The following is a 26,272-nucleotide window of genomic DNA, read 5'->3' as shown; positions in this document are numbered from 1 at the left end:
AACTGGTAGGCTCTTATTTTTTTTACTTTGATATTAAGCTCTGGCTGTAATAAGTCATTTCTGAAACTATTTTACCATCAGCATCAAAACTATTGCTAAAATGAAATGGAAGTTCAATTTCTTTTTTATCCGATTTACGGATTAAATGATAATTCCACCATGACAGTACCTCGCGACCTTCTCCCATTTCGTATTCTAAATAATCAGGATAGCCAATTATATCAATACTAACTATTTCATACTCATCTAAAAATTTCTGCCACATTGGCTTTATTTCGGCTTTTGTATTAGAGTCTCCAAACTTTTGATGAATACTTTGAAAACTGGCATCATCGCTGTAGTAACTTAAACATTTGTCTATATCTAAGTTTTCAAAGGCATACATCGCTTTTCGAATTGTGTTAATATTATCGTGATGATTGTATATGGTACCGTTTGTTCTATTTACAAAACTGCTACCTATCTCATCAAAAACACTTTGGTTGGAGTAATTGATTATGGTTTTTATTTTATTGTTTTTATTCACAACAAAAAGGCGATGCATAGGCATATTTACTTTTACCCCAGTTTTTTTATGGACTCCTTTAATGTCTTCCCAGGTTTGTACCCAAACCACCTCTTCTTTATTATCTTTCTTGTATTCAATAGCGTCTGGATAAGCGCCTTTTGTTTTAGTTATATTAAAATAATCTAACCCATTTTTCCATCCTATAGCATTCCCAGAAAAAGTTGCTTTATCTGTTCCTTTTTGATTTGTAGTTAAGCCTACTCCATTATAAGACTTAAAATCATCGGTTAAATAACTGGATACTTTTGCCGAATCGCCTTTTACAAAAGCTTGGGTCATGGCTTCAACGGTTTTTATAGCAGGATGTTCTATATAAACAGTGCCATTGGTTTTTGTTTGTGCGTATGTGAAGATACTTATCATCAACATAAAAATTATTGCTTTATTTTTCATGGTTTTTGGTGTCCGACTTTAATGTGCTGACGCTGCACTTTTAATTATATGTTAAGGTTTCTGTTATTCTGAATAATTTTTTAAGGTTTCTATGATAGGTTTAAAATGAATGGCTAGATCCCTTTTAGCTAAATCGTTCTTGTAAATAATACTTGGTTTTTCTTTGGGTTTTTTGTTGTTTAGCATAGCGTTCATATCTGATACTTTATAGGTTTCACTACTTAGTAAATAATCTTTACCATGAAGCCCTGTTGTGGTTGCTGCTTTATATATGGCATGGGCAACATCTTCAACATCAACCATAGCAAATGGTACATCGTTATCAAAAAGCATTTTAATAAAATCGTTAGGCATAATTTTGTTTTTAATGAGGTGTTGTAATCCACTGGATGTGGAATCATCTCTTTTTGAAAGTGATTTACCCATAACAGCAACAGGAGAAACCGATGTAATTTCATAATGTAAATTAGTGTGCTCTTTAATGAATTTCAAGACGGTTTGGTTGGCAATAAATTTTGCTTGTGCGTAGGGATGACTTTCTGCACTGGTAAATCTCGTCTCGTTTTCGTTATAGGTATCTGTAATACTTTTTGTTCCTGCAGGAAATGGGAAATTAGTATTCCAACCTGCTACCGATGCTATTAGTACTACTTTTTCAATACTAGGCGTGTTATTAATAACCTCTAAGAAATTTTCTGTGCCTTTAATAGTAGGGTCGAACAATTGTGTTTTTGGGTTTTCGATATCCAGTATAAAAGGGGTGCCTCCATGGATAACAATATCGCAATCGCTTACAAAATCTTTTAGGGTTGCTTTGTCTGTTACATCTAGTTCGCTTATGTACAAATTATCGGCGTGGTCAAATAGCATGAGATGCTCATATTTTTGTTCGCTAGAAATATTGGTAGTCGATACTTTAACCTGATATCCATGATTTAAAAACACTTTAGTAATATGACTTCCTATGAAACCTGATCCGCCTATGATACCTGCTTTTTTCATTGTATAAAATTTATATTATCTTGAATTTTGAAAGCTCTTAATACTAGAGGTAAGCTTTTGGTTTTATTGTTGTAGATTCTTAATAGAATAAGAGTAATTCTAGTTTAGTTTTAATAGAAAAAACAGGTAGATTAACTATTGCGAGTGACTAACTCTTACTAATTATAACATTAAGTTGAAATTAAATGCTGTCAATTTTGATTATCTACCTGCTTTATTTTAAATCTGAAAGGTTGAAAATCCTTGCAGATTAAGGTTAGTTACTAATTATAGCTTGGTTGAATAGCTTAAATCGTGACGGATAGCACCAGATTTTTTTTCGTATTTATGTGTTAATTCCAGTAATTGCATAAACATTAACTTGTCTTTATCCCCAAATAGAGTTTCTGCATTATCAGATGTTTTTAAATAGGATTCCTCATCTTTTGCCGATATAGACGCTACATAATATTCTCCCATAACTCCAAATCCGCTATGGTAAATTCTATAAGATTCTTTGGCGTTTTTATTAACGTAAATCGCTTTTATAGCTATTAATTTTTCAGCAAAAGCTTTAGATTTAGATGGTGTTACGTGAAAGTAATGCCATTTTCTATAATTTTCACCAGCTATTCTTCCAATGGGCATATACGATAATGCTTCATTATAAAACATAATATAATCGCCATGGGTATCGTAGCATTGGTCAAAGCGTTTAAATAAAGCTTTAAATTTATCTTCACCCATTTTTTCGGCTAAAGGTGCTAATGGATTTGAATCGAAATCGGCCATTTTGTTAATAGGTGTAATGCTTAAATAGACACCATCTTCCATGTAAGCCGTTTTCCAATCCGCATTTTGTAAGTTGTGTTTTTTACAAGCTTGGATAAAATCTTTTGTAACTTGTTCGTACTCATCGGTTTTAGAAAGATTTACTTGATCTTCATGAATCCAATAGGCTTGGTCTTGCGCGTTTAAAATAAGAGCGGCTAATGGTAATAATACCAGGATTAGCATTTTGGTTTTGAGAGACTTCATACTTAAGGGTTTAATGGGTTGGTTTAATAGTCCTAAGTAATGAAATTAAAGCCTTGTTTAAAAACGGGTTAGGACGAAACGGGTTGAATAATGTCCAAAGGCGCTGTTTTATTTATCGGCATATAATGGGCTTGTAGATAAAACGATTTAATTATGTAGTAAATGTTTATACCGCTTGTTCTAATTGAAAGTCGAAAATAAAGGTTGTGCCATTTTGATTTTCTTCTTTCATAATGCCATTTAATTGTTTAGTTAGTAAAGAAACTAATTGAGATCCAAAACCAGTGCCTTGGGTAATTCCGGTTTTTCCGGTGCCATTATCTGAAACCTCTAAATGCAATATAGTATCATTTTGCTTTTCTAACTTAATGGTAACTGTACCTTGATTATTGTTAGGAAAGGCATATTTAACGGTGTTAGTTAGCAATTCATTAATTATCAATCCTAAAGGAACGGCTGTATCAATATCTAAATCTAATTGAGACATAGCCAAATTAAGATTTACCTTTTTTTCTGCGCCTAAACTATCTAAAATGCTCTCGCTTAAATTTAAAAAGTAATCTTTCATTTCAATGGCACCTAGATTTTCGCCTTGATATAATTTTTGGTGTACAATACCTATGGAATTTACACGATTTTGACTTTCTATCATGGCTTCTTTGGTATTGAGATCTTCAATTTGCGCAGATTGTAAGGATAATAAACTAGAAACTACTTCTAAATTGTTCTTTACTCTATGGTGTACTTCTTTTAATAACAGTTCGATTTCTTCATTTTTTGCAGCTAATAGTGTATTGGTTTTACTGCGGTTACGATAGCTTATATAACCAAACACAAGTAAGCCAATTAACAGTGCAACAAACCCCAAACTTAAAGTTTGAATTAATTGTTGCTGAGAAATTTTACTTTCTTGACTTGCAATGGTCTTTTCCTTCTTTTTTGTTTCGTATTGGGTTAAAAGTTCAGACATTTTTGCATCACTTTCAATAGAGGCAATACTATCTCTAAGAGTATATGCTTTTTGCTTATAGTCTAAAGCAAATTTGTAATTTTTAAGCTTACTATATATCGTGCTAACGTGGTTGTAATTTTCTATTAAATTTGAAAAGTCGTTATTTTTTTCTTGCAGTTTTACAGTTTCTAATTGGTATTCTAAAGCATCACTATAATTACCCAAAAGCATATTAACTTCGCCTAAATTGGCAATTACTGTACTGGTGGCATTGGGGTAATTTGCTTTTTTTGCTAGTGCTAAACAGGCTTTATAACTTTTTATGGCCTCAGGATAGTTTCCTAGCCTTTTATAAGCATTTCCTATGCCGTTTGTAACATCTGCCTCGTTAGGTAAGCCTAAGTTTTGCTCTTGTGCTATGGCTAAAGCTGTTTTATTATATTCTAGCGATTGGGCATAATTCTGTTTTGCCATAGCAACATTGGCGGCATTAAAATTAACATAGAACATTTCAGATGTTAAGTTGTTTTCTTCTGCAAACCGTATGGCTTTTTCAGCATAATCTAAAGCCTCAGTTAAGCGGTTTTGGTGAGTTAAATCGGTAGAGACTCTGGTTAAACCATCGCAAATTCCATTTTTGTAACCTAACAACTCCATTATTTTTAAGCCAGATAAGTCTTTTTGTAAGGCGTCATCTAAATTTCCGTTTTTTTTATCTACCCAAGCTAATTTAAAAAGGGTAGTAGCCCTACCTTTTTTATTATCCACAAGGTCATAACCTTTTAGGGCTTTGTTAAAAAATGATGTTGCAGAATCTAGGTGAAGTAAGTTGGCATGCATCCTGCCTTGCATTTCATAAAATTTTGGTTGCCAATTTTTGTTGTTTGCTTTTTCGGATAATTCTACTCCTAATTTCGAAAATTTTAAAGCTTGAGCCATGTCTTGGTTAAAGGCAATGTTAACCATATCATTAATAATTTCTAACTTTTTTATAGATTCCTTTTCAAGATTTAATTTTTGCTGAAGTTGAATAATTGTTATGTTATCTTGACTGTATGAGAAGGTATTTATAATGAAAAATAAAAAGATCAATTTTTTCATATATGAGAGGTAATACTAGTTATACTTTTTGGATAAGTTGCAGTAATAGTTTTTTAGATTCTGAACTAATAGGAATAGCCTTTTTGGAAATAACAATATGGCTAGTTGCAATTTCATCAATGTTTGATAGATTTACAATAAAGGATCGGTGCACTCTAATAAAATGCTGGTTGGGTAGTTTTTCTCCCATATCCTTAAGCGTTGTTGCTAATAGATAAACTTTGTCTTTGCAGTAAATGCGGCAATAGTTCCTTTCGGCTTCAATATAAAATATGTCTTTTATATTTACTCTTACCATTTTTTCTTGATGGCGAACAAAAATACAATCGCTTAAAATGAAAGAGGATGCTTTTTCATCACCTGTTAACGCTTTTTCTTCATTTTCAGATTGAATTCTTTTTACTGTTAATTCAATTGCCCGTTGTAAATCTATTTTTTTGAAGGGTTTAGAAATAAAAGCATATGGTTTGGTGGCTTTAGCCTCGTTAAAATGCGAAGTATCTGCATTGGCTGTAACATATATAATAGGAATGTTATGCTCTTGTTGTATAATTTGTGCGGTTTCAATACCGGAAAGTTCTCCTTTTAAGTTTATGTCCAGTAAAATAAGATCTGGTTTACTTTGAGTTATATGTACTAGGGCATCTTCACCCTTGGGCATAATTCCTGTAACATCGTAACCAATAGAAGTAAGTTGCAATGAGATGTTGGCTGCAATTATCATTTCATCCTCAACAATTAATATTTTAATTGGCTGCTTCATTTGAAGCTGTGTTGAGGTTTATTTGTATAATAACTGTTTAGCTGATGCGAAAAATGTGAATTCAATTTTAACATACAAGTCTTTTTATTTATGCTATTAATAAAAAAGACTTAGGGAATAGGTATAATATTAGATAAAAAATTGACTATTACCAAATGTTTTAAAGTATATATAATATATAAGGTGCTTGTGTAAAAAAAGACTCCGAAATCACTAAGATTTTTCAGTTAGTTTTTTAAAATCTAAGAAGTTAGCTTTTTAAGGTTTCTGCTTCCATTTGCTTTCGTAGTTGTTTAATGGTTAGGGTACTACCATCATGACTCCAACCTGGTGCACCAAAAGCATACATAAATTTATGGTACCAGTTTTTAGATTTCTTCATATCATTCCAGATATCCTTGTATTCATGGGTCAAAATAACTAATGGATTATAAGAGTTTGGAGCGTGCGTTACACCGTATTTTATTTCAATATTTTCATCTAGTTCTTTCCAGGTACCAAACATTTTATCAAAAATATTTAAAAATCCACCATGGTTTTTATCCATATACTCTAGATTTTGAGCGTGGTGTACTTGGTGCATGGTGTGTGTATTCATAAATTTTTCTATGAATCCCATTTTTGGAACATAAACCGAGTGCAACTGAAATTGCCAAAGCGCTTCTATACCTAAACAAACGACTAGCATTTCTGGGGGAAAGCCAATTGCGGGTATCCACATATAGAAAAATGGCTTATAAAATATAGTAAACCAACCGTTTCTTACGGCCGTTCCTAAATTAAAATTGTCTGAGGAATGGTGTACAATATGAGCTGCCCATAAAACACGAACATTATGGTTTTGCCTGTGAAACCAGTAATAACTAAAATCATCTAATAATTGGCAAATTAGCCAGATATACCAAGCATATCCAAAGGATTGCCAACCCATAATGTTCATACGAACACCATCAACAAGTGGATTAAAAACTTCATAAACATAATTAAAAAGTACTATAGCTGCAATAGTTTTGGTAAGTGGTGCTAAAACGGCAGAACCTATACCCATAGTAAGGCTCGCCATTAAATCTTTATTATCGTAAAGCTCTTTACTTTTTTTATCTTTTCTATGATGTCTGCTATATGTAAATTCAAGAAGTATGAGTCCAAGAAAACAAGGTACACCGTAAACGAGAGGGTTTGTAAAATCCATGAAATTATAATTTTATCAAAAATATAACGATTTTAATTGTAATGCTTAATAAGCTTCAATTTATTTCAAAAAAAATGGCTTTAAAACAGTTTTTGAGTTTAAAAGCCAGTAATTTATTTTCAGAAAGCTATTATTTTGCTAACACAGTTTCTTTTTTTGAAGTGAAGTCAACTTCAACTTGATTATTTATAATGTCTTCAAAAGTTTCTCTTTTTCTAATTAAGTGCGCTTTGTTATTATACCACAAAACTTCAGCAGGACGGAATCTAGAGTTATAATTACTAGCCATAGAAAAACAATAGGCTCCAGCGTTTTTAAAACTTAAAATATCACCATCATTAATTTCATTTATACGCCTGTTATTACCAAATGTGTCGGTTTCGCATATATAACCAACAACCGTGTAAAAGCGCTCTCTTCCTTTGGGGTTAGAGATGTTTACAATATCATGGTGTGAGCCATAAAACATAGGGCGAATTAAATGATTAAAACCAGAATCTACTTGAGCAAACACAGTTGAGGTAGTTTGTTTTACAGCATTTACTTTAGTTAAAAAGCTACCAGATTCGCTTACTAAAAACTTACCAGGTTCAAAGGCTAAGGTTAAATCCTTTCCGTAAGACTTACAGAAATCATTAAATCTTGCCGACAATTTTTTTCCTAATTCTTCAATATTAGTCTCTATATCTCCTTGTTTGTAAGGCACTTTAAAACCAGAACCAAAATCGATAAATTCTAAGTTTTTGAATTGTTTAGCAGTATCAAATAAAATTTCACTTGCATAAAGGAACACCTCAATATCTAAAATATCACTTCCAGTATGCATGTGTATACCGTTAATGGTCATTTTAGTGTTTTCCACAATTCTTAAAATATGAGGTATTTGGTGAATAGAGATACCAAATTTAGAATCTATATGACCTACAGAAATATTAGCATTACCACCCGCCATAACGTGCGGGTTAATACGAATACACACGGGCACTTTTGGATGTTTTGTTCCAAATTGTTCTAAAATAGAAAGGTTATCTATGTTTATTTTTACTCCTAGTTTAGAAGCTTCTTCAATTTCATCTAAAGAAACGCCGTTTGGAGTAAATATAATTTGATCTGGCGAAAAACCTGCAGCCAGTCCTAATTGCACTTCTTGTATTGAAACCGTATCAATACCAGAACCTAAAGACTTTAAAAGTTTTAATATCGAGATGTTAGATAATGCTTTAACCGCATAGTTTATCTTTAATTTCTTTACATTTTTAAAGGCAGACGTAAGTCTTTTGTATTGGTTTTCAATTTTCTCAGCATCATAAACGTATACTGGACTTCCAAAATCTTGTGCAATTTTAAGCAACTGATTATCTAACATGATTCATTTAATTTTTGTCAAAGATATTTGTTTGATTTCAAAAAAAAATAAAAAAATAAAAAATATATCAAATTAAACATTTTGTTAATTATTTAACATTTTAAATCTGTTAATATTTTTTAAATGTTTTCGTAAATAAATATTAGGGTAAGTAAACGCTATTATTTACATTTGTGAATCTTAAAAAAGAAGCCATATTATGAATTTACACGAATATCAAGGTAAAGAAATATTAAATAGTTTTGGAGTACGTATCCAAAGAGGTATCGTAGCACAAAATGCTCAAGAAGCAGTTGCTGCTGCAAAACAATTAACAAGTGAGACCGGAACAAGCTGGCACGTAATTAAAGCACAAGTACATGCTGGAGGACGTGGAAAAGGCGGAGGCGTTAAGCTTGCTAAAAATTTGAAAGAAGTTGAAGAAATTTCTGGTCAAATAATAGGTATGGATTTGGTAACACCTCAAACTTCTGCTGAAGGTAAGCGTGTGCACCAAGTTTTAGTTGCCGAAGATGTTTATTACCCAGGTGAAACTGAAACTAGTGAGTTTTATGTATCTGTTTTATTAAATAGAGGTACAGGACGTAATATGATTATGTATTCTACTGAAGGTGGAATGGATATTGAAACTGTTGCAGAAGAAACACCGCATTTAATATTTACTGAAGAGATTGATCCTGCTGTGGGTTTAGTGCCATTTCAAGCAAGACGTGTTGCTTTTAACTTAGGTTTATCTGGTTTAGCATTTAAAGAAATGACAAAATTTGTTACTAATCTTTATACAGCATATGTAAAATCGGATTCTTCTTTATTTGAAATTAACCCAGTTTTAAAAACAAGCGATAATTTAATTATGGCTGTTGATGCTAAAGTGACTATTGATGACAACGCATTATACAGACATAAAAATTATGTTGATTTACGTGATGTACGTGAAGAAAGCGCTATTGAGGTTGAAGCCGGAGAACTAGGTTTAAACTATGTAGATCTTGACGGAAACGTAGGTTGTATGGTTAACGGAGCTGGTTTAGCAATGGCAACAATGGATTTAATTAAGCAAGCCGGTGGAGAACCAGCTAACTTTTTAGATGTTGGTGGTACTGCTGATGCTGCTCGTGTTGAAGCTGCATTTAAAATTATTTTAAAAGATCCTGCTGTAAAAGCAATTCTTATAAATATTTTTGGAGGAATTGTACGTTGTGATCGTGTAGCACAAGGTGTTATTGATGCTTATAAAAATATGGGGACTATAAATGTGCCAATTATTGTACGTTTACAAGGAACTAACGCTGATATCGCTAAGGAGTTAATTGATAACTCTGGATTAGATGTTATGAGTGCTACAGAATTTCAAGAAGCTGCTGATAAAGTACAGCAAGTATTAGGATAAAAGTTAAGGGCTAAAATTTTTAGCACTTTAATTATTATATAAAAAAAGAGCAACATTTAAATGTTGCTCTTTTTTGTTTGTATAAATAGTATGGATAATTCTATTTTTTAATATCCTTTGGTTTAGAGGACTTACTCCCCTTTTTAGGATCAAATTTTGGTTTATCCTTTTGCTCGATTTTTTCATTTTTCTTTGGCATTGGGCCTCTAAGATGAATAACAAGTCCGTTTAAAAAATTACGTAATATTTGGTCGCCACATTCCATATACTTTGGATGATCTTCTTTTCTAAAAAAAGCACCTAATTCGCTTTTAGTAATTCTAAAATCTACAAGCTCTAAAATCTTTACTATTTCGTCGTCTCGCAGCTTTAAGGCTACTCTTAGTTTTTTTAAAATGTCATTATTTGTCATTGTTGCTTTATATTTTCTTAAGGCCTATGCATTTCATCGATTTTGAATTTTGCTAAATGAAATACTACCGTTTTTTACATGTGGTAAAGATACCTTAAAAAATGAATTTTTAAAGGACGCGTTTTTAGAGTTAGAATTTGTGATTATGTTCTTGAAATACAGCGTGTTACTGTGGTGGTTTATATGCTAAATTAAAGGGCTTGTAAAAAGATAAAGTGCAGTTTTATTAGTTTAATAATTCAATTTATTGATGAAACCAATAAAAATCACGATTAAAAGCCTACTGTTTTTCGATAAGTTACATTAAATCCACGATTATTTATGAACCCCTTCTGTGTAACTTTATGTTATAATTAATTCATCCCTTTAAGAAAACCCTCAAAAACCCTTGATAATGGTAAATAGAGTAGAAAAATTAAGCCTTTTGTCAGAAATGATCGCTTTTGCAAAGTATGATAAGGATATTAAACGCATAGAGTATAACTTTTTACTAGGAGTGGCTAAGCAATTAGAAATTTCTCGTGATGATTTTGACTATCTATTAGATAATCCTGTATCGTATACACATTTAAAATCGCATAGCGAACGTATTGTTCAATTTCATAGATTAGTATTACTTTTAAATATTGAACAAGAAACCAATGAGGATAATAATTCTGCTGGCGTAATCAAGTTATATAACTTTGGTTTACGTATGGGGTTAAGTCATGAATCTATTACCAAAGTATTATACCTAATGGAAAGTTTTCCTAATAAAATAGTACCACCTGATGTTTTGATTGATATTTTTAAAACTCAATACAACTAACACATCGTCTCTCACCTTTAATTTTTAAAGGTTTACTATAATAAGTGTTCATTATAATTTACAAAGGTGTTGCTTATAGAAAGCTAAAAGTTTATACTTTTAGCTTTTCTAGTTTTTCTTGGTAAGCTTTAATCTCATCTCTAAGTTTTGCAGCGACTATAAAGTCTAAAGCTTTCGCAGCTTCTTCCATTAGTTTGCGTCGTTCTCTAATTTTCTTTTCCAGTTCGGGTTTGCTTAAATATTCACTTTCTGGTTCGGCAGCTTTTAGCGCTTCAAGTTCATAACTGTAAGTACTTACCGAGTTTTTAGAAAGCACGTTATCTAAACTTTTATTTAATGCGGTAGGAACGAGGTTGTGTTTTGTGTTGTATGCAATTTGTTTTTCCCTTCTATATTCTGTTTCGTCAATCGTTTTTTGCATGCTTTTAGTAATTTTATCAGCATACATTATAGCCTTGCCATTTAAGTTTCTAGCGGCTCTACCAACAGTTTGGGTTAGCGAACGTGCAGAACGTAAAAAACCTTCTTTATCGGCGTCTAAAATGGCTACTAGCGATACTTCAGGTAAATCTAGACCTTCACGAAGTAAATTAACACCAACCAAGACATCAAAAAGTCCTTTTCGTAAATCTTGCATGATTTCTACACGCTCCAAAGTATCAACGTCACTATGTATATAACGACAACGAATTTGAATTCTATCTAGATATTTGGTTAACTCTTCTGCCATACGCTTAGTAAGTGTTGTTACTAAAGTACGTTCGTCTTTTTCAATACGCTGTTGTATTTCTTCAATTAAATCGTCAATTTGATTTAAACTTGGGCGTACTTCAATAATAGGGTCTAATAAACCTGTAGGACGGATAACTTGTTCAACAAATATACCGTCAGATTTTTGTAACTCGTAATCTGCAGGTGTAGCACTAACATATATAATTTGATTTTGAATGGCTTCAAACTCTTCAAATTTTAATGGCCTATTATCCATGGCAGCAGGTAATCTAAATCCATATTCAACCAAGTTCACTTTTCTGCTTCTATCACCTCCATACATGGCGTGAACTTGAGATATAGTTACGTGACTTTCATCTACAACCATTAAATAATCATCTGGAAAATAATCTAATAAACAAAAAGGTCGTGTTCCTGGTAAACGACCATCTAAATAACGCGAATAGTTTTCAATACCCGAGCAATAGCCTAATTCGCGAATCATTTCCAAATCAAATTCGGTACGTTCTTTAAGACGTTTAGCTTCTAAGTGCTTACCAATCTCTTTAAAATAATCATGTTGTTTTACCAAATCGTCCTGAATCTCTTTTATAGCGCCTTGTAAAACATCTGGCGAGGTTACAAACATGTTTGCAGGATAAATAGTTAGTTGGTCGTATTTTTCAACGACTTCATTGGTTTGGATATCAAAGGATTCTATATCTTCAATTTCATCTCCAAAAAAGTGAATTCTAAAGGCATCATCAGCATAGCTAGGAAAAATATCAACGGTATCTCCTTTTATTCTAAAGTTTCCGTGTCTAAAATCGGCTTCGGTTCTAGAGTATAAACTTTGTACTAATTGATGCAGTAATTTGGTTCTTGAAATTTCTTGATCTCTTTTTAAAGTAATAACGTTTTTTTGAAACTCAATGGGGTTTCCAATACCATAAATACAAGAAACAGATGCAATTACTAGAACATCACGACGGCCAGAGAGAAGAGACGAAGTAGCGCTTAAACGCATTTTTTCTATTTCTTCATTTATAGATAAATCTTTTTCAATAAATACTCCCGAAACAGGGATGTATGCTTCTGGTTGATAGTAGTCGTAATATGATACAAAGTACTCAACAGCATTATTAGGAAAAAACTGTTTAAATTCCGAATACAATTGGGCAGCTAAAGTTTTGTTATGCGCCAAAACCAAGGTTGGCTTTTGGACCTCCTCAATAACATTAGCTACCGTAAATGTTTTTCCAGAACCCGTTACACCAAGTAGCGTTTGGTATTTTTCGCCAGAAGTAATTCCCTTAACTAGCTGTTTTATCGCTTGTGGTTGATCGCCGGTTGGTTTAAATTCCGATTCAATTTTAAACTGCATATGCCTTTAATACTTTAAGTGTCTAAATTACTTAAAGTTGATGGAATTAGGAATTTAACTGATGGAAATTTAATTTTTATCGTTTTAAAGCGAAGTGGCCAGAAAACGTTCTACCATCATCTAACTTAACCTGAAACCAATAGTCGTTATTAGGCAGTATATTGCCTTTAGATGTGCCATCCCATCCCCGGTTACTTACTAAAAGTTGCTTAATTAATTTCCCGTAGCGATCATAAATATAAACAGTTGTATTAGGCTGAACTACATTGTTAACGCCTTTTATTTTCCAATAATCGTTTACGCCATCACCGTTTGGTGTGAAATATTTAGGGTAACCTATAACGGAAATATCTAAGGCTGAAACACCACAAATGTCATCTTTTATGTGAATGGTATAAAACCCAGGTTTTACGTTATTAAAAGTAGCTTTGGTTTGGTAGTTTATAAATGGTGAGTTTTCTTCTTGCAACGCATACTGATAATTTCCGTTACCTAAATTTGTGGTATCTATAATTACAGTATTGTTATCTGAAAGATCTTTAATAGTAACAGCATCTTGGGTTATTACTGCTTGTTGAGATGCATCTACAAAAATACTTTGGGTTTTAGTACAGTTTGTGCCATCTGTTTTTGTTAATGTAATATTATATATTCCTGCTTCAGAAACCGAAATAATTCTATTGTTTGAAACAAATTGATTTGTGATTGTACCATCTAAACTAGAAAACACCCATTCGTAGTTGAAGCTTTCTGTAATATTAGCTTCAAAAGGTTGTAAATCGATAGCGAATGAAGGATCTGAAGAACAAACAAGTCTTGGTGTATCTACCGTAAAATTGGGTAGTGAGTTAACAATAAAATTTATAGTTGTGGTTGCTGTACAGGTATTATTCTCGGGGTTTATTACTTCGGCAATAATAGTTTGCGTTTTAGAGTTTAATGGATTTGGCAAGCTACTTTGGTTTGATAACAAGTTCCCATTTTCGTTGGTATAGGTGTAATAAATCTCCATACCGGTTTGACTCCCTAATATGGAAGCGTTAAATGCAGAAGTATCGAAAGGGTAGAAGTTATCGCTATCGTTATCTCCAGCGCTTCCGTCGCAAACAATTAGTTCTGGAATGGTGTTGGCAATAGGCTGTGCATCTACAGTAAAAGTGAGTGTTGTTTCATCAAAACAAGGACCATCAGGAGCAGTAGTAGCCTTATTACTTACCTGAACGGTAATAGTTTGCGAGGCGGTAATAAACGGGTTTGGTAAAGGACTAGATAAGGCTGTTCCGTTTTCATCAAAATAAGAAAACGTAAAATCTGCAGGGTTTAGGGTGCCTAAAATATCATTTTCTATTTGTGTGGTATCAAAAGGGTATTTACCATCGTCATCATCATCACACTGTCTTGCTATAGTTATGGTGTTTAATTCTGGTAATGGCTCTACGGTTAATAAAATATGAGCACCTAAAGCTAAACAGTCGTTAGATAAGGCACTATCCACTCTAACATATATATATTGAGAATTAGGATAACCAATATTTCTATAATTTGAAGGGTCTGTAATTTCGTTAACTTCAGCTAAAGCGTCAACTTCATTTCTGTAGTACCGAGGTGGTAAAGTAGATTGCCCAGGAGGAGTAAAACTTATAAAAGAATTAGTTACACTACTAAAGTCGAAGGTTGCAATACCATCTCTATCGTCGTTATTGGTGGTGTCGTTACCATCAATATCGAGATTATCGTCACATTGATTAAAATTTATAATATATGTTGAAGGTACTACAGTAGTAGAAACATTTATTTCAATTTGAGCTACAGCAGCGCATCCGCCTTGAGATTCTACACGAGCCCAAACTACATCGTTACTAACAGTTCTATTTTCAAAACTAGTAGGATTGCTAATAAAATCGGCACTTGTAATATCGCCTAACACAGCCGAAGATTGCGTTAGGTAGTAAGAAAAGGTTTCATTTGAAGCATTTGCAGAAATTTCGTTATTAGCTTCTGTTAAATTAAAAGGACTAAAGCCTAATGTTGAAAGGTCATCGTCATCGCATTGTACTAAAATTAATGTTGGGTTGATTTTTGGTTGCGCATTTACTAATAATAAAACTTCATCTGTAAACGTGGTACATCTAGTACCTGTGCTGTTCAATTTTGCTCTAAACCAATTATTGTTTAATGAGGTTGGCACATTGGCGATTTTTAAATCTCTAGATTGTGTGCCACTAAAATTGCCTGTCTCTGTTAATGGTGTCCATGTTATTTTATCGGGGCTTGTTTCCCATTGAATAGTTCCGGCATCGGTAACCAAAGAGAAAATAGCTAAAGATGATTCACAAGCGGTAGTGTATTCGGGTTGTTTGGTTATGCTTATTCGTGTTGGGGTTGAGTAATCGGAATGTGGTAAGGTGTAACCATCAGAAGCATTGATAACTACTCCATAATCATCAACAACAGGAGGTGTGTCTCCTAAGTAAAAATCATTATTGCCATCGGAAAAACTAGCTTCATATACATCCGAACAGCCATCACCATCTGTATCTTCATCAATATAACTAAATATATTATCAGCATCTAAATCGTCTAATATATAGCCTATTTGATTGCTGTCGGCAGACGTTTCTGCATTATCGTCCCAACCATTCAATCCAATTGTTGAATTGATATTATCAATTATGCCATCCATGTTGGAATCTAATAATCCGCTACCAGATTCTAATACATCATAAATACCATCATTATCGCTATCCAAATCATAAAAATCGTAAACACCATCGCCATCATAATCTAAAGGAAAGATTGAAAAGAACACATCATCTAGTCCATTTTTATCATTGTCTATTCCAGACAAGGCAATCTGTGAACCTCTATATTCTATACTATCAGGAATACCGTCATTATCAGAATCTAAATCAAATTCGTCTTTAATACCGTCTAAATCATGGTCGTTTTTAAAACACTTTAATCCAATATTTGCCGAAAACGTAGAGGCTGTTGTTATGTTTTCTAGTTTATGAATAAAAGAAAATTGATCTACTTGATTTGCTAAAAACTCGTATGGAATCGTTCCAATGGCGTTGGGGTTGGGTTTAAAATGTATTTCGGATCCTGAAATACTAGTTATACCAGTTTCAAAAATACCATCGAAATTTGAATCAACCAGAAGCCTGTTACTAGGATCAATAAGGGTGATGTTTTTATTAACAGGAAATACTTTTACAATATAAAATGCGCCATCTACATTAGTGTGTGTCGCTGTAATGTCTTCATAAAACTTAACATTAACGGGTTCGGTAAATGTTATATTGTATTCATTTTCGGCATTATTATCTTGCGGAATTGTACTGGTAATATGTCCTGTAGACATTAAATTTATAGTGTTAGTACCAGTAGTTGTACGGTTTAAAACAGTGGTGTTAGTTGCTATAGTGGTGTTACTTGTGCCATCTTCAAACCTAAGGATAGGCGAGCTAGTATTTGACAAATCAAGAATTACATCACCTCGCGATTCTGTACAGTTTAAAATGCCATCATTGTCATTGTCAATATCTATATTATCAATAATACCATCATTATCTCTATCATCGGGGCAAACGCTAATAGGTATTTCTATAGATTCTAATTCTTCTCCTGTACATGTAATAATGCCTACCAATTTATATTTCCCCGGAAGGGTAGGTGTAATGCTTGTTGTGGTAACTAACAAATCGATAAAGCCTGAGCCAGAACCATCATCAAACAGCCACTTAAAACTATCAAAACTTTGCGTATTGGCCGCTTCTAGAGTGATGTTAGGTATACAATTTCCTAGTGTAGCAAATTGTGCATCAAAATTAATTTCTGGTGCCGATGGAAAACCGGAGTAAAAACTTCCGGAAGTGGCTGATCCATTATAATTAAAGTAGGCGCAATATAACTCATCATCACTTTGTACAGCTATATTTCCTGATAGCCCTTTTACTTTATAGGTTATATAATCGGGTTTGCCATTTACAGGATTGGAAGCTACGCTAATAGGTGCACCGTTAATGGTAACTGTAGCACCAACCTTAGTTACTATTGAAATTCCCCCACTGTAATTGGTGTTTCCTATGTTATTTATATTAGCAATATTATCTAGATTACCACGCGTTTCGCAACTTAAAGGCGGTACAAAAAACAGACCTTGGTTGGCCTCATTTGCAGAACCATTATTGCCTAAACCGCCAACGCCTTGGTAAGCAAATGCGGGTTGAGATGTTTCTACGTACATGTTTCCATTGCTATTGTATTGGTTGCCCTCAATAACGTAATAGTCTCCCGCGTTAATGGAAGTAATAGGTGCATTTCCATTTATGCTTACGGTTGTATTATTTGAATGTGCAACAATTAAAACATTTTCCCAAGCGTTATCGCCATCGCCACGAACAAAAATATATTCTGTTCCAACTTTAGACACATCTACAATTTGATCAATACCATAATCTCTACCGTTACCAGTACCAAAACTGCCGTTTGCGGAACCACAATTAACAACAATGGGTTTATCTGAATTTACCAAGCAGCCAATAAGGCCATTTTGATTAATAACAGTGTCGTCGCTATGAGTTGCTAATGTGTAGCTTTCACCCTCGTTTAAAGTTATATTTATTGGTGTTGCTCCTGAATAATTGGTTATTTGTAGACCGCTTGGTAAATTACTAAAGTTAACAGAGGTGTTATCTTCGGTTGCCATTACCGAAACAAAGTTTAAGTAATTATCACTAGGGTTTGCATTGGTAAAACTGCCCACACGAAAGGTTGTGCCTAAAGCAGATAGTCCTTTACTAACTAAGGCGCCTGCTTGAGCGCCTCCACCAGCGTTCATTCTAATAGAAACATAAATAGGAGCTTCTGCTTCTATAATATAACCTCTGTTATTTGTTACCACACTCGACACTGTTGATGGTATAAAAAGTTGACCATATCCTGTGCCTACAGTTATTTGCTGAGGTAATGCATTTGAAACGGTACCAGTAATATAATTTGATGCAGGTTGCCCTACAGGAATAATGGTATAAGGTACGTTAGAATTGTTGGGAGTTGATATATAAATATATTGGTCTTCTGGATTGGCATTACCAAAAGCAGCACTCGTTAATGGCGGTATATAATGCGTTTTGCTTAATTGTGCGAAACCTTGAAGGCTTAACTGAATAATTAGTATAGGAAGTATAAATTTTAAAAACTTCTTAATAAGTAAGACTTTATACATAAGTGCCAATCGAATTGAAATCGCATTACTAAAATATGCTTTTTTAGTAATGTTGGACTTAAAAAAAGTATAAACGTTTAATATTAATTTAAAAACTATCTAAATGCTATACTAATTTGAAATTTTACCTAGTTACCTTTTTAAAGCAAAATGCCCTTTAATATTAAATGTTTCTCCATTTTGAACTATATCTGCAGAGAACCAATAATCGTCCGAAGGCATATTTTGGCCATTAAAAGTGCCATCCCAACCAATGGAATTATAAGGTAGCATTTTTAGTAATTTACCATGCCTGTTGTAGATATATACTTCGGTACCTGGTAATTGATCTGCGCCAATAATGTGCCAAGTATCATAGGCGTTATCATTGTTTGGCGTTACAAACTTAGGAATGTCAAAAACAAAAACGGGCTGCGATATATCCATACACCCATTTAAATCTCTAACGGTTACAAGATGGCGCCCAAATGACACATCGTTAAAAATATTAGATATTTGTGGTTCGCCACCATCTAATATAAAAACATAGTCGCCAATTCTGCCATTATTAATTTCTACAGTAATTCTATTAGGATCTGCAAAATTAACTGTTGATGTAAGTGTTATTTCTGCTTCTTCCGAAGGGATTACCTCAAAGTCATGAGTTGTACTACAGTCCGATCCAACCGTGTTTGGTCTCGTAACAGTAACAGAGTAATTTCCAATGTCTTCTGGAGCAATTATTATTTCGCTTGTTCTGGCTCCGGTAGACCATAAATACTGGTCTCCAGGTACACCGGTATCTGCGACTACAAGTAGAGGTTCGTCATTACATAATGGAACGATTTCTTCTAAAGGAATTTCTGGTTTTGGATTCACCAATAAATCAAATTGTGTGGTGTTAAAGCAGCCAGTAGTTCTGTTTTCTAGTCTTACAAAAATGGTTTTCTCCGTTGAAGATGTGTAATTGTTGGAAAGCGCATCGGTTTCAGTTTCGGCATTATCTAAATTGTCGTAAAAAGTAATGCTATGATTGGAAGCCGATAAACTACCAAGAATGGCATTGTTATTATCGGTTAAATCGAAATCCTGTTCGCCATCAAAATCATCATCACAAATAACTAAATCTGGTGGTCTGTTAGCTGTTGGGTTTTGATTTATTTCTAATACAAATGATGTTACAATTGGACAACTTGTAATAATATCTGAAATTCTAATGAAGATTTCATGGCTACTAGCCGTATAGTTGAACGTATTGCCTATAGGAGCCACATTATCAATAGCTTCTTGTTCTGTAACATGGTATGAAATAGTTACTAGAGTAGGATCGTCAACCACTAGGCTATTAACATCGGTTAAATCATAGGTTTTAGTGTCGTTATCGCAAATAGGAATATTATTTACCGTATTTATTACAGGTGGTAAATCCACATTTAATTCTATTGGCACTAAAGTGAAACAACCTGTTAAGGTGTTAGTAATTTTAATATAAACGGTTTTTGCTTCAGAATCAAGACTTGTTGGATCTGTTATTTCATTGGAATTATCTAACCCATCATCTTGATTAATATCGGCTATGTCTTCAAAATAATTGATGATGAGGTTACTTTTTACACGATCTAATACTTCAAAATCTGTTGTTATAGTATCTAAATTGTAAAATGTTAAATCGAAGTTGGCTATACCTGCTTCTGTTGGTGAGCACTCTGTTATTGAAGGCGAACCGACTAAAATATCGGGAGCCGAAACAATATTCATTCCTAATTCTTCTACAACATAACAAAAAGAAGCACTACTTTCTATTCTTATATAAATACTTTGTGGGTTGGTTACGTTTGTGTAAGTTGAAGATAATGGATTTAAATTGTCCATAGCATCTTGAGGCGATAGGTGAAAAGTAATACCTAACACATCCGATGAATTTGTTTGGATTTCTGTTTCTTTGTCGTCTAAATTAAATTCGAAGAAACCATCATTAGAAGCATCATCACAAACTAAAAAATCAATTATAGGATCGTAAATGGGGTCTGGTGCTACTTGTATTTCAATAGATCCGGTAGCAAAACAGGTTTGGTCTGTTGTATTTTCAACTCTAACATATAGGGTTCTAGAATCGGAATTATAAGGTGTGTCTGCGCCTTTAGGAAGGGCATTTACTATGTTTCTGTTTATTGCATCAATTTCATCCTCAAAGTAGTAAACAATTTTGCCGGTTTGTGCGTTTAAAACTTCTTCATCTATTTCAGATAAAATAAAATCAGCAAAATTATCGCCATCGTCTTCACAGACTTGAAAAAGGATATCTGTTGGGATAATTGGCAAAGTATTTATTATGGCTTCAAATGAAACTATAGAAGTACAGTTTGTATCTGTAATAGAGTTTTCTATACGAATGTAGATGGTTTGAGTATCTGTGTTGTATGCAGCACGTTCCGATTCTGGAATAGCCTCGGTAAGCGTGTTGTTGTTTGCAGCTTCAAGATCTGTAAAAACATCAATATTTAATCCCGTTCTACTGGCTACGGCTTCGTCTATTTTATCTTCAATATTTATAATATAGAATCCATCATCGTCGTCATCACATATAACAATGTCGTCTGGTTGGTTAGAGGATGGAGCAACCAATACTTCTATTTGAAATGGGTTAACGGTGGCACAACCCGTATTTACACTTTCTAATCGAGCATAAAGCGTTTCAGTAGAGCTTGTGTTGTTGTAAAATGGTGGTAGTTGGTTTGCAGTGTTATTCGTTTGGGCATCTGTTTCGTCTGCAAAATAAGTTACCGTAAAATTAGTGTTTCCGCCAGTTACGGTTTCATCTAAAGAATGTAAATCAATACTTGCAAAGCCATCATCATCATCATCACAGTAAGGCACAGTTACTTCTGCAAAAAGTAAAATAGGATTTACTAAAAGGTTTATTTCAGTCGATTCAACACAACCTCCACCAGCAATACTTACGTATAAAACTTGCGGACTTAACGCAGGGTAAGGCACTGTTTTATCAATGGCATTAACACCATTATCACGGTCATCTTCGTCTTCATAAAACGTTACTGTAATAGAGCTAGGTAAATCGTTAGCTATAAAAGTTTCAACGGTATTTAAATCGAAATCTAGGGTATCTGTAGAATCACCATTGTCATCACATAATGCAAAATCTCCTGTATCTGTACCTGTTAATAATAAATTGGTATGAATTTCAAAAGGCACAATAGTTGGACATCCTGTAGTATCGTCTACAATTCTTAAATAAATAGTTCCAGAACCTGGTTCTGTTACGGCGTTAGTGTATTGGTAGTTTGTTTCGTCTGCAATGGCATTAGTGTTCATTTCGGCATCGTTAAACGACTGATGAAAAGTGGTTGTTACACCGGTTAAACCATTTAAAACGGCAGCAATTACTTCGGTTAAATCAAAAACAGCGCTTCCATCTAAATCCCTATCGCAGGCATCTAAATATTGGGTGTCTCTATTTACAATTGGGCTTATGGTAATATCTACATCTAATGTTGTTGTGGTAACGCAACCAGTTTCTGTATCAATAATTCTTACATAAACTAAGTCTGGTGTGCTTGAGTTGATATATGGAGTAGGTATTGGGTTTGCTCCAGTGCCAACATCCAAGGAATTATAATGGTATGAAACCACTAAGTTACTCTGACCCGAAGTAATCTCATCATTCTTTTGTGTTAAATCAATAACCGCAAAACCGTCTGGATTATCATCACTGTCGCAAATTTCTAAGGTTGTAGGCTCTACAATATTTGGTAAAGGGTTAACAACTAAGTTGAAGGTTGTATATGAAAAACAATTACTATCAGAGTCTTGAACGCGTACATAAATAGTTTGAGGCGATGATGTGTTTTGTATTGGTCCCGTAATTGGGTTTATGTTTAGTCTGGCATCACTATCTGATAAATGATAACTGAAAGCGTAGTTTGTAAAAGGCGCATTTGCTGCAACTTCTCCATCTTTTAGACTAACGTTAAAGGTTTCAACGCCATCACCACTAGAATCGTCACATAATTGATAGTCGGAAATAGCATCCATAGGTTCCTCTGTGTTTAGAACAACTTCTACTTCGTCTGTTTCTACACAAGTACTTCCATTTATAGGAACAGCTACTTCAACGCGGTACGTGCCATCTAATATTGCTGTGTATGTTGGGCTAACTGCACCAGGAATTAAAATATCGTTTCTGTACCATGCGTAAGATGCTAGAGCGTTTTCTAAATCGGCATCTAAAGTTACAGAACTGGCACAGGTGGTTATATCTTCTCCTAAATCTAAAACCTTAAAGCTATCACCTTCTATAAATACAGCAGAATCAAATTCTTTATTGTTTTGATCGGCAATGATCAATTTAATTTGGTAAGTTACATTTGGGGTAATCGTACCTGCAGCAGTTAATACCGTTGTTCTACCATTATAGTTTGTGTCTCCAAGATTGTATCCAGCAAAATATTGCTCGTTTTGTGGGTTACAATTTAAAGTACCTGCATTGGCACTAACATTATGAATTGTACTTGTATTTACAGGTGTTGTTGTACCCGGAACTAATGCGATATTTTGATACGGATCGCTACTTCCTGCTTCTCTAATAAGAAAAGCAAAACCATCCGCAAACTGACAAGGATAAATCCCAAAATATTCTTCGGAGGCAAGGATGTAATTAAATTGAAATTGATTAGATATTGAAACAAAATCGAACTCAATAGATGTAGCATTTAATGTATTTGTAATTCCCAATGCAGCTTCTAAATCTGGGTCGGTACCCCAAGTTGTTGCGCCTTCGCTAAGCGTTGGTGTTCTTAATGAATTTCCACCGGAAGTAGCACCACCTGTAGATAGCATGATACCTTTTTCAAAAGGGAAATTAGACCCAGCCTTTTCAAAATAAGCATAACTATTAAAGCCACTTGAAGCTCCGTTAACCGAAGAACTGATGTTTGATATGTTTACACAGCCATTAACTAAATTATCTTGAATTAAGGATTGTAGACCAACATTATCATTTACAGTGATTTGTTGAGAAAACCCAATAGCTCCACAAAAAAATAAGGTAAATATGATGAAGGAAATCGATCTCATAACTGGTAGTAGCTTTCTAGTTCTTTTTTTTAGTGCTTATTAAGCATTTTGTTGGGGTGAAACAAGGCCGAAAATAGATGTTTTTTAGATGAAATGCAAAATTAATCAGATAAAATGCAGTTTTTTTTGATTTGAAATAGACTGACTATTAGTTTATTAGCGAAAAGTGATTTTTGTACACCCTACCGTCTTCTAGTTTAACTGAAAACCAATAGTCGTCGCTGGGCAGAACTTGTCCGTTTAATGTACCATCCCATCCTTTTTCGGTAGCTGTAATCTCTTTTAATAGTTTTCCAAATCTGTTATAAATGTATACCTTAGATTCGGCTTGAAATTGATTAGAGACTCCTAAGATTTGCCAAGTGTCATTCATACCATCGTTATTTGGGGTAAAATATTTAGGGAAACCAATTACGGATACATTTTCATTTACAATACCGCAATCATTTTTAACATCTTTAACTGCAACTTGGTAAATTCCTGGATATATGTTCTCAAAAAGGTTACTATCTTGAAACGGCTTTATAGTTAAATTATTGCTATCAATTAAGCTATATTGATATGTGCCTTCTCCCGAAACCAAAACGGTTATCGTGTTATTTTGAACCGCATCGGTTACATTAAATGCTGGAGCGTTAAATGTTGCAATATTAGATGCTGCAACAGTAACTGTTCTGGTTTTCGAGCAGCCATAAGTTTTGTCTGTAACTGTAACTGTAAAAGTGCCTACAGTATTTATTCCTGTTTCATAACTAGTATCGCCATTAGACCAGCTAAAGTTGTAATTGTTAGGTGAATCATTTATAAGTCCGGCATCAATAGATACCGTATTCGGGAAATCATTTAAGCAATAGTATTCCAAACTTTCAGTTTCAATATTTGGTAAAGGATTTACTGTTAGTAAAACATCGCTAATCCCGTAACAGTTATTAGCATTTTCAACGCGCGCAAATATGGTTTGCGAATATGGTTTTGTATTAGTGTATATTCCTGTTATGTTGTTAGACTCAATTAAGGCATCATCATAAGTTTCAAAATAGGTAACGTTTAGTCCTGTTGGTAAACCATTAACAATATTAATATTTGCGTCGTTTAGGTTAAAACTATGAAAACCATCTTCGGTACCATCATCGTCGCAATGCACTAATTCGGTATTGTTAGCATCGGTTACGCTGGCTTGCAGAGTTAACTCAGAAAAACTACTACAACCCGAAGTGTCGTCTATTACTTCAACATAAATGGTTTGAGGGTTTGATGTGTTTGGGAAATTGTTGCCATTAACTTCAATAGTTCTTGCCGAATCTGTATAGAATTTAAGAGATCGATCTAGAATGCCACCTGTTAAATTATTATGAGATTTGTTGAGGTTGAAAATGGTAAGGCCATCGGTAGTTCCATCTTCATCACATTGTAATAAGGTGTCATTGTAGGCTTCCGGATTAGGGTTTAAGCTCACAAAAGCTTGACCTTCTAAAACACCACAATTTCCGTCGTTAAGATCTATAAAAACTTCATAATTTCCTGTGGATGATACTTCAATATCATGCGCTATGTTTGATAAAGGCGTTTTATTTACTGTCCATATATAGGTAGCACCTGCAATATCTGGAGCGCTTAAAGTGTATTTATAGCCATCGCAAAGGTCTAAAGTTGAAGACCCTGTTCCGTTATTTATAATATCTACTTTTTCGTTAAAGAAAGATTGAATAAAAGGAGGCAAGCCTTGTGATGATAGGTTAGGAGATACACTTAGTCCGTAATGTTCATAATCGCAAGCAATACCAACAGCGTTAGGATTGTTTATAACACCAAGATTAGATAATCCTAAGTCGTAAGTAGCACTTAGAGCTCTATAAATTTTTCCATTTGGACCAAGCTGTAAACCACCTCTGTATAACGATCTGCTATCTATAACAACTTCCGAACTTTGAACATTTCCGGCTAGAAGCTCATATTGCAATAATACAGAAGTATGATTTGAAGGCACATTTCTATTCGCACCATTATAATCGTTCGAGGCATGTACATAGAGTAACTCACTATTTGGTGAAAACTCTATACCATACGGGAAATTACTGCTACCACTTACAACTATGCGATCAAGATTTGATACTTGACCTGTTGCCGAATCAAAATTGAATAACAATAGCCTATCGCTAACATTGTTAAAAAATCTATCGGCTGAGGCATTAGCACAAGCCATTTTTTTTCCGTCGGGAGAAATTTTTAAATTTCCTCTATAGTCATTTATTGCTAAAGGAAAAGTTGATTTTACAGCTGTGGTATTTATACCAAGATCGCTTACCTCGAAGGCATGAAAGGTATTATATTCTTCTAGTAAACCACTTTCTGATGCAAATGCAAGCACCCAAATGGACTTCGTTTCACAGTCTTTTACTACGGCTGATAATTTTTCGGAACAATCTTGAATTAAATTTACGTTTTTTGTGGTAACAGAACCAAGGCCTCCACTTAACGTCATGTCTACCTCGGAGTAATTAAATCCATAGTGCGGTTCATCAGGATTATGATCGTCTACAGTAAAAACATAATATATATCTGGTGTATTTGGCTTAGGAACTATTATAGCCGATTGCGTACTAGAAGGATCGCCATTTAGCCCAGAACCATTGGTCATTACACCATGGTTTTTATTCCAAATGGTTATACCATCTGTATAAAATAATAAATTCCCGAAGCTGTCTGAAATAGCCGCAGAACCTTCGTTAGTAAATAATTGGCCATCATTTAATGCCGAAACCTCTCCGTTTATTTGATTAAAGTTAATACCAGCTCCATAACCAAAATACCAATTCGAAGCTTCAGCCTGCGAAAAAGAAGATATACTTATTACACAGAATATTACGAATAATATAGTCTTTTTCATTTTTTAGTAGCAATTGCTACCAA

At 33.9% G+C, this 26,272-nt stretch carries 14 protein-coding genes; 2 read left to right on the top strand and 12 right to left on the bottom strand.

What is annotated here, in order from left to right:
- Positions 1-22: 22 nt before the first annotated feature.
- The 7 genes from AAFN75_RS01570 to lysA form a co-directional block, all read right to left on the bottom strand.
- On the bottom strand, positions 23-961 hold the full coding sequence (locus AAFN75_RS01570) for a nuclear transport factor 2 family protein (RefSeq protein WP_411807933.1): 939 nt from the start codon (positions 959-961) through the stop codon (positions 23-25).
- Between the two features lie 63 nt (positions 962-1,024).
- The gene (locus AAFN75_RS01565) at positions 1,025-1,963 is read right to left on the bottom strand and encodes an NAD-dependent epimerase/dehydratase family protein (protein ID WP_411807932.1); all 939 of its coding nucleotides are present in this window, start codon (positions 1,961-1,963) and stop codon (positions 1,025-1,027) included.
- 267 nt (positions 1,964-2,230) lie between these two features.
- Positions 2,231-2,980 (bottom strand): hypothetical protein, encoded by a 750-nt coding sequence (locus AAFN75_RS01560; protein WP_411807931.1) that lies wholly within the window; start codon positions 2,978-2,980, stop codon positions 2,231-2,233.
- Between the two features lie 166 nt (positions 2,981-3,146).
- Positions 3,147-5,033: a tetratricopeptide repeat protein gene (locus AAFN75_RS01555; RefSeq protein ID WP_411807930.1), complete on the bottom strand. Its 1,887-nt coding sequence runs from the start codon at positions 5,031-5,033 to the stop codon at positions 3,147-3,149.
- A 19-nt stretch (positions 5,034-5,052) separates the two neighbouring features.
- Positions 5,053-5,796 carry a LytR/AlgR family response regulator transcription factor gene (locus AAFN75_RS01550; protein WP_411807929.1) on the bottom strand — a complete coding sequence of 248 codons (744 nt, stop codon included), beginning with the start codon at positions 5,794-5,796 and terminating at the stop codon, positions 5,053-5,055.
- Between the two features lie 250 nt (positions 5,797-6,046).
- Positions 6,047-6,988, bottom strand: a complete 942-nt coding sequence (locus AAFN75_RS01545; protein ID WP_144116473.1) for a sterol desaturase family protein — start codon at positions 6,986-6,988, stop codon at positions 6,047-6,049.
- A gap of 130 nt (positions 6,989-7,118) precedes the next feature.
- The gene (gene lysA, locus AAFN75_RS01540) at positions 7,119-8,354 is read right to left on the bottom strand and encodes a diaminopimelate decarboxylase (RefSeq protein WP_411807928.1); all 1,236 of its coding nucleotides are present in this window, start codon (positions 8,352-8,354) and stop codon (positions 7,119-7,121) included.
- 199 nt (positions 8,355-8,553) lie between these two features.
- Here lysA and sucC point away from each other — a divergent pair, with 199 nt between their 5' ends.
- Positions 8,554-9,744 (top strand): ADP-forming succinate--CoA ligase subunit beta, encoded by a 1,191-nt coding sequence (gene sucC / locus AAFN75_RS01535; protein ID WP_411807927.1) that lies wholly within the window; start codon positions 8,554-8,556, stop codon positions 9,742-9,744.
- A gap of 100 nt (positions 9,745-9,844) precedes the next feature.
- Here the strand turns inward: sucC and AAFN75_RS01530 are convergent, their stop codons facing one another.
- The gene (locus AAFN75_RS01530) at positions 9,845-10,156 is read right to left on the bottom strand and encodes a DUF1456 family protein (protein ID WP_411807926.1); all 312 of its coding nucleotides are present in this window, start codon (positions 10,154-10,156) and stop codon (positions 9,845-9,847) included.
- 394 nt (positions 10,157-10,550) lie between these two features.
- On the opposite strand from AAFN75_RS01530, the gene AAFN75_RS01525 reads away from it, so the two are divergent.
- Positions 10,551-10,964, top strand: coding sequence for a TerB family tellurite resistance protein (locus AAFN75_RS01525; RefSeq protein ID WP_144116469.1), 414 nt, complete (start codon positions 10,551-10,553; stop codon positions 10,962-10,964).
- Between the two features lie 91 nt (positions 10,965-11,055).
- On the opposite strand, the gene uvrB is transcribed toward AAFN75_RS01525, so the two are convergent.
- The 4 genes from uvrB to AAFN75_RS01505 form a co-directional block, all read right to left on the bottom strand.
- Positions 11,056-13,059, bottom strand: a complete 2,004-nt coding sequence (gene uvrB / locus AAFN75_RS01520; RefSeq protein WP_411807925.1) for an excinuclease ABC subunit UvrB — start codon at positions 13,057-13,059, stop codon at positions 11,056-11,058.
- Between the two features lie 76 nt (positions 13,060-13,135).
- Positions 13,136-18,289, bottom strand: coding sequence for a T9SS type B sorting domain-containing protein (locus AAFN75_RS01515; RefSeq protein WP_411807924.1), 5,154 nt, complete (start codon positions 18,287-18,289; stop codon positions 13,136-13,138).
- Positions 18,290-18,421: 132 nt separating this feature from the next.
- Positions 18,422-23,362: a choice-of-anchor L domain-containing protein gene (locus tag AAFN75_RS01510; RefSeq protein ID WP_411807923.1), complete on the bottom strand. Its 4,941-nt coding sequence runs from the start codon at positions 23,360-23,362 to the stop codon at positions 18,422-18,424.
- Positions 23,363-23,510: 148 nt separating this feature from the next.
- Entirely contained in the window at positions 23,511-26,249 is a 2,739-nt protein-coding gene (locus AAFN75_RS01505; protein ID WP_411807922.1) for a T9SS type B sorting domain-containing protein, read from the bottom strand.
- Between the last annotated feature and the right edge of the window lie 23 nt (positions 26,250-26,272).

The sequence above is a fragment of the Algibacter sp. AS12 genome, assembly GCF_046736315.1.
Classification (GTDB): domain Bacteria; phylum Bacteroidota; class Bacteroidia; order Flavobacteriales; family Flavobacteriaceae; genus Algibacter_B; species Algibacter_B amylolyticus.
The sequence above is the reverse complement of the archived record's forward strand: the minus strand, read 5'-3'. Positions and strand labels throughout refer to the sequence as shown.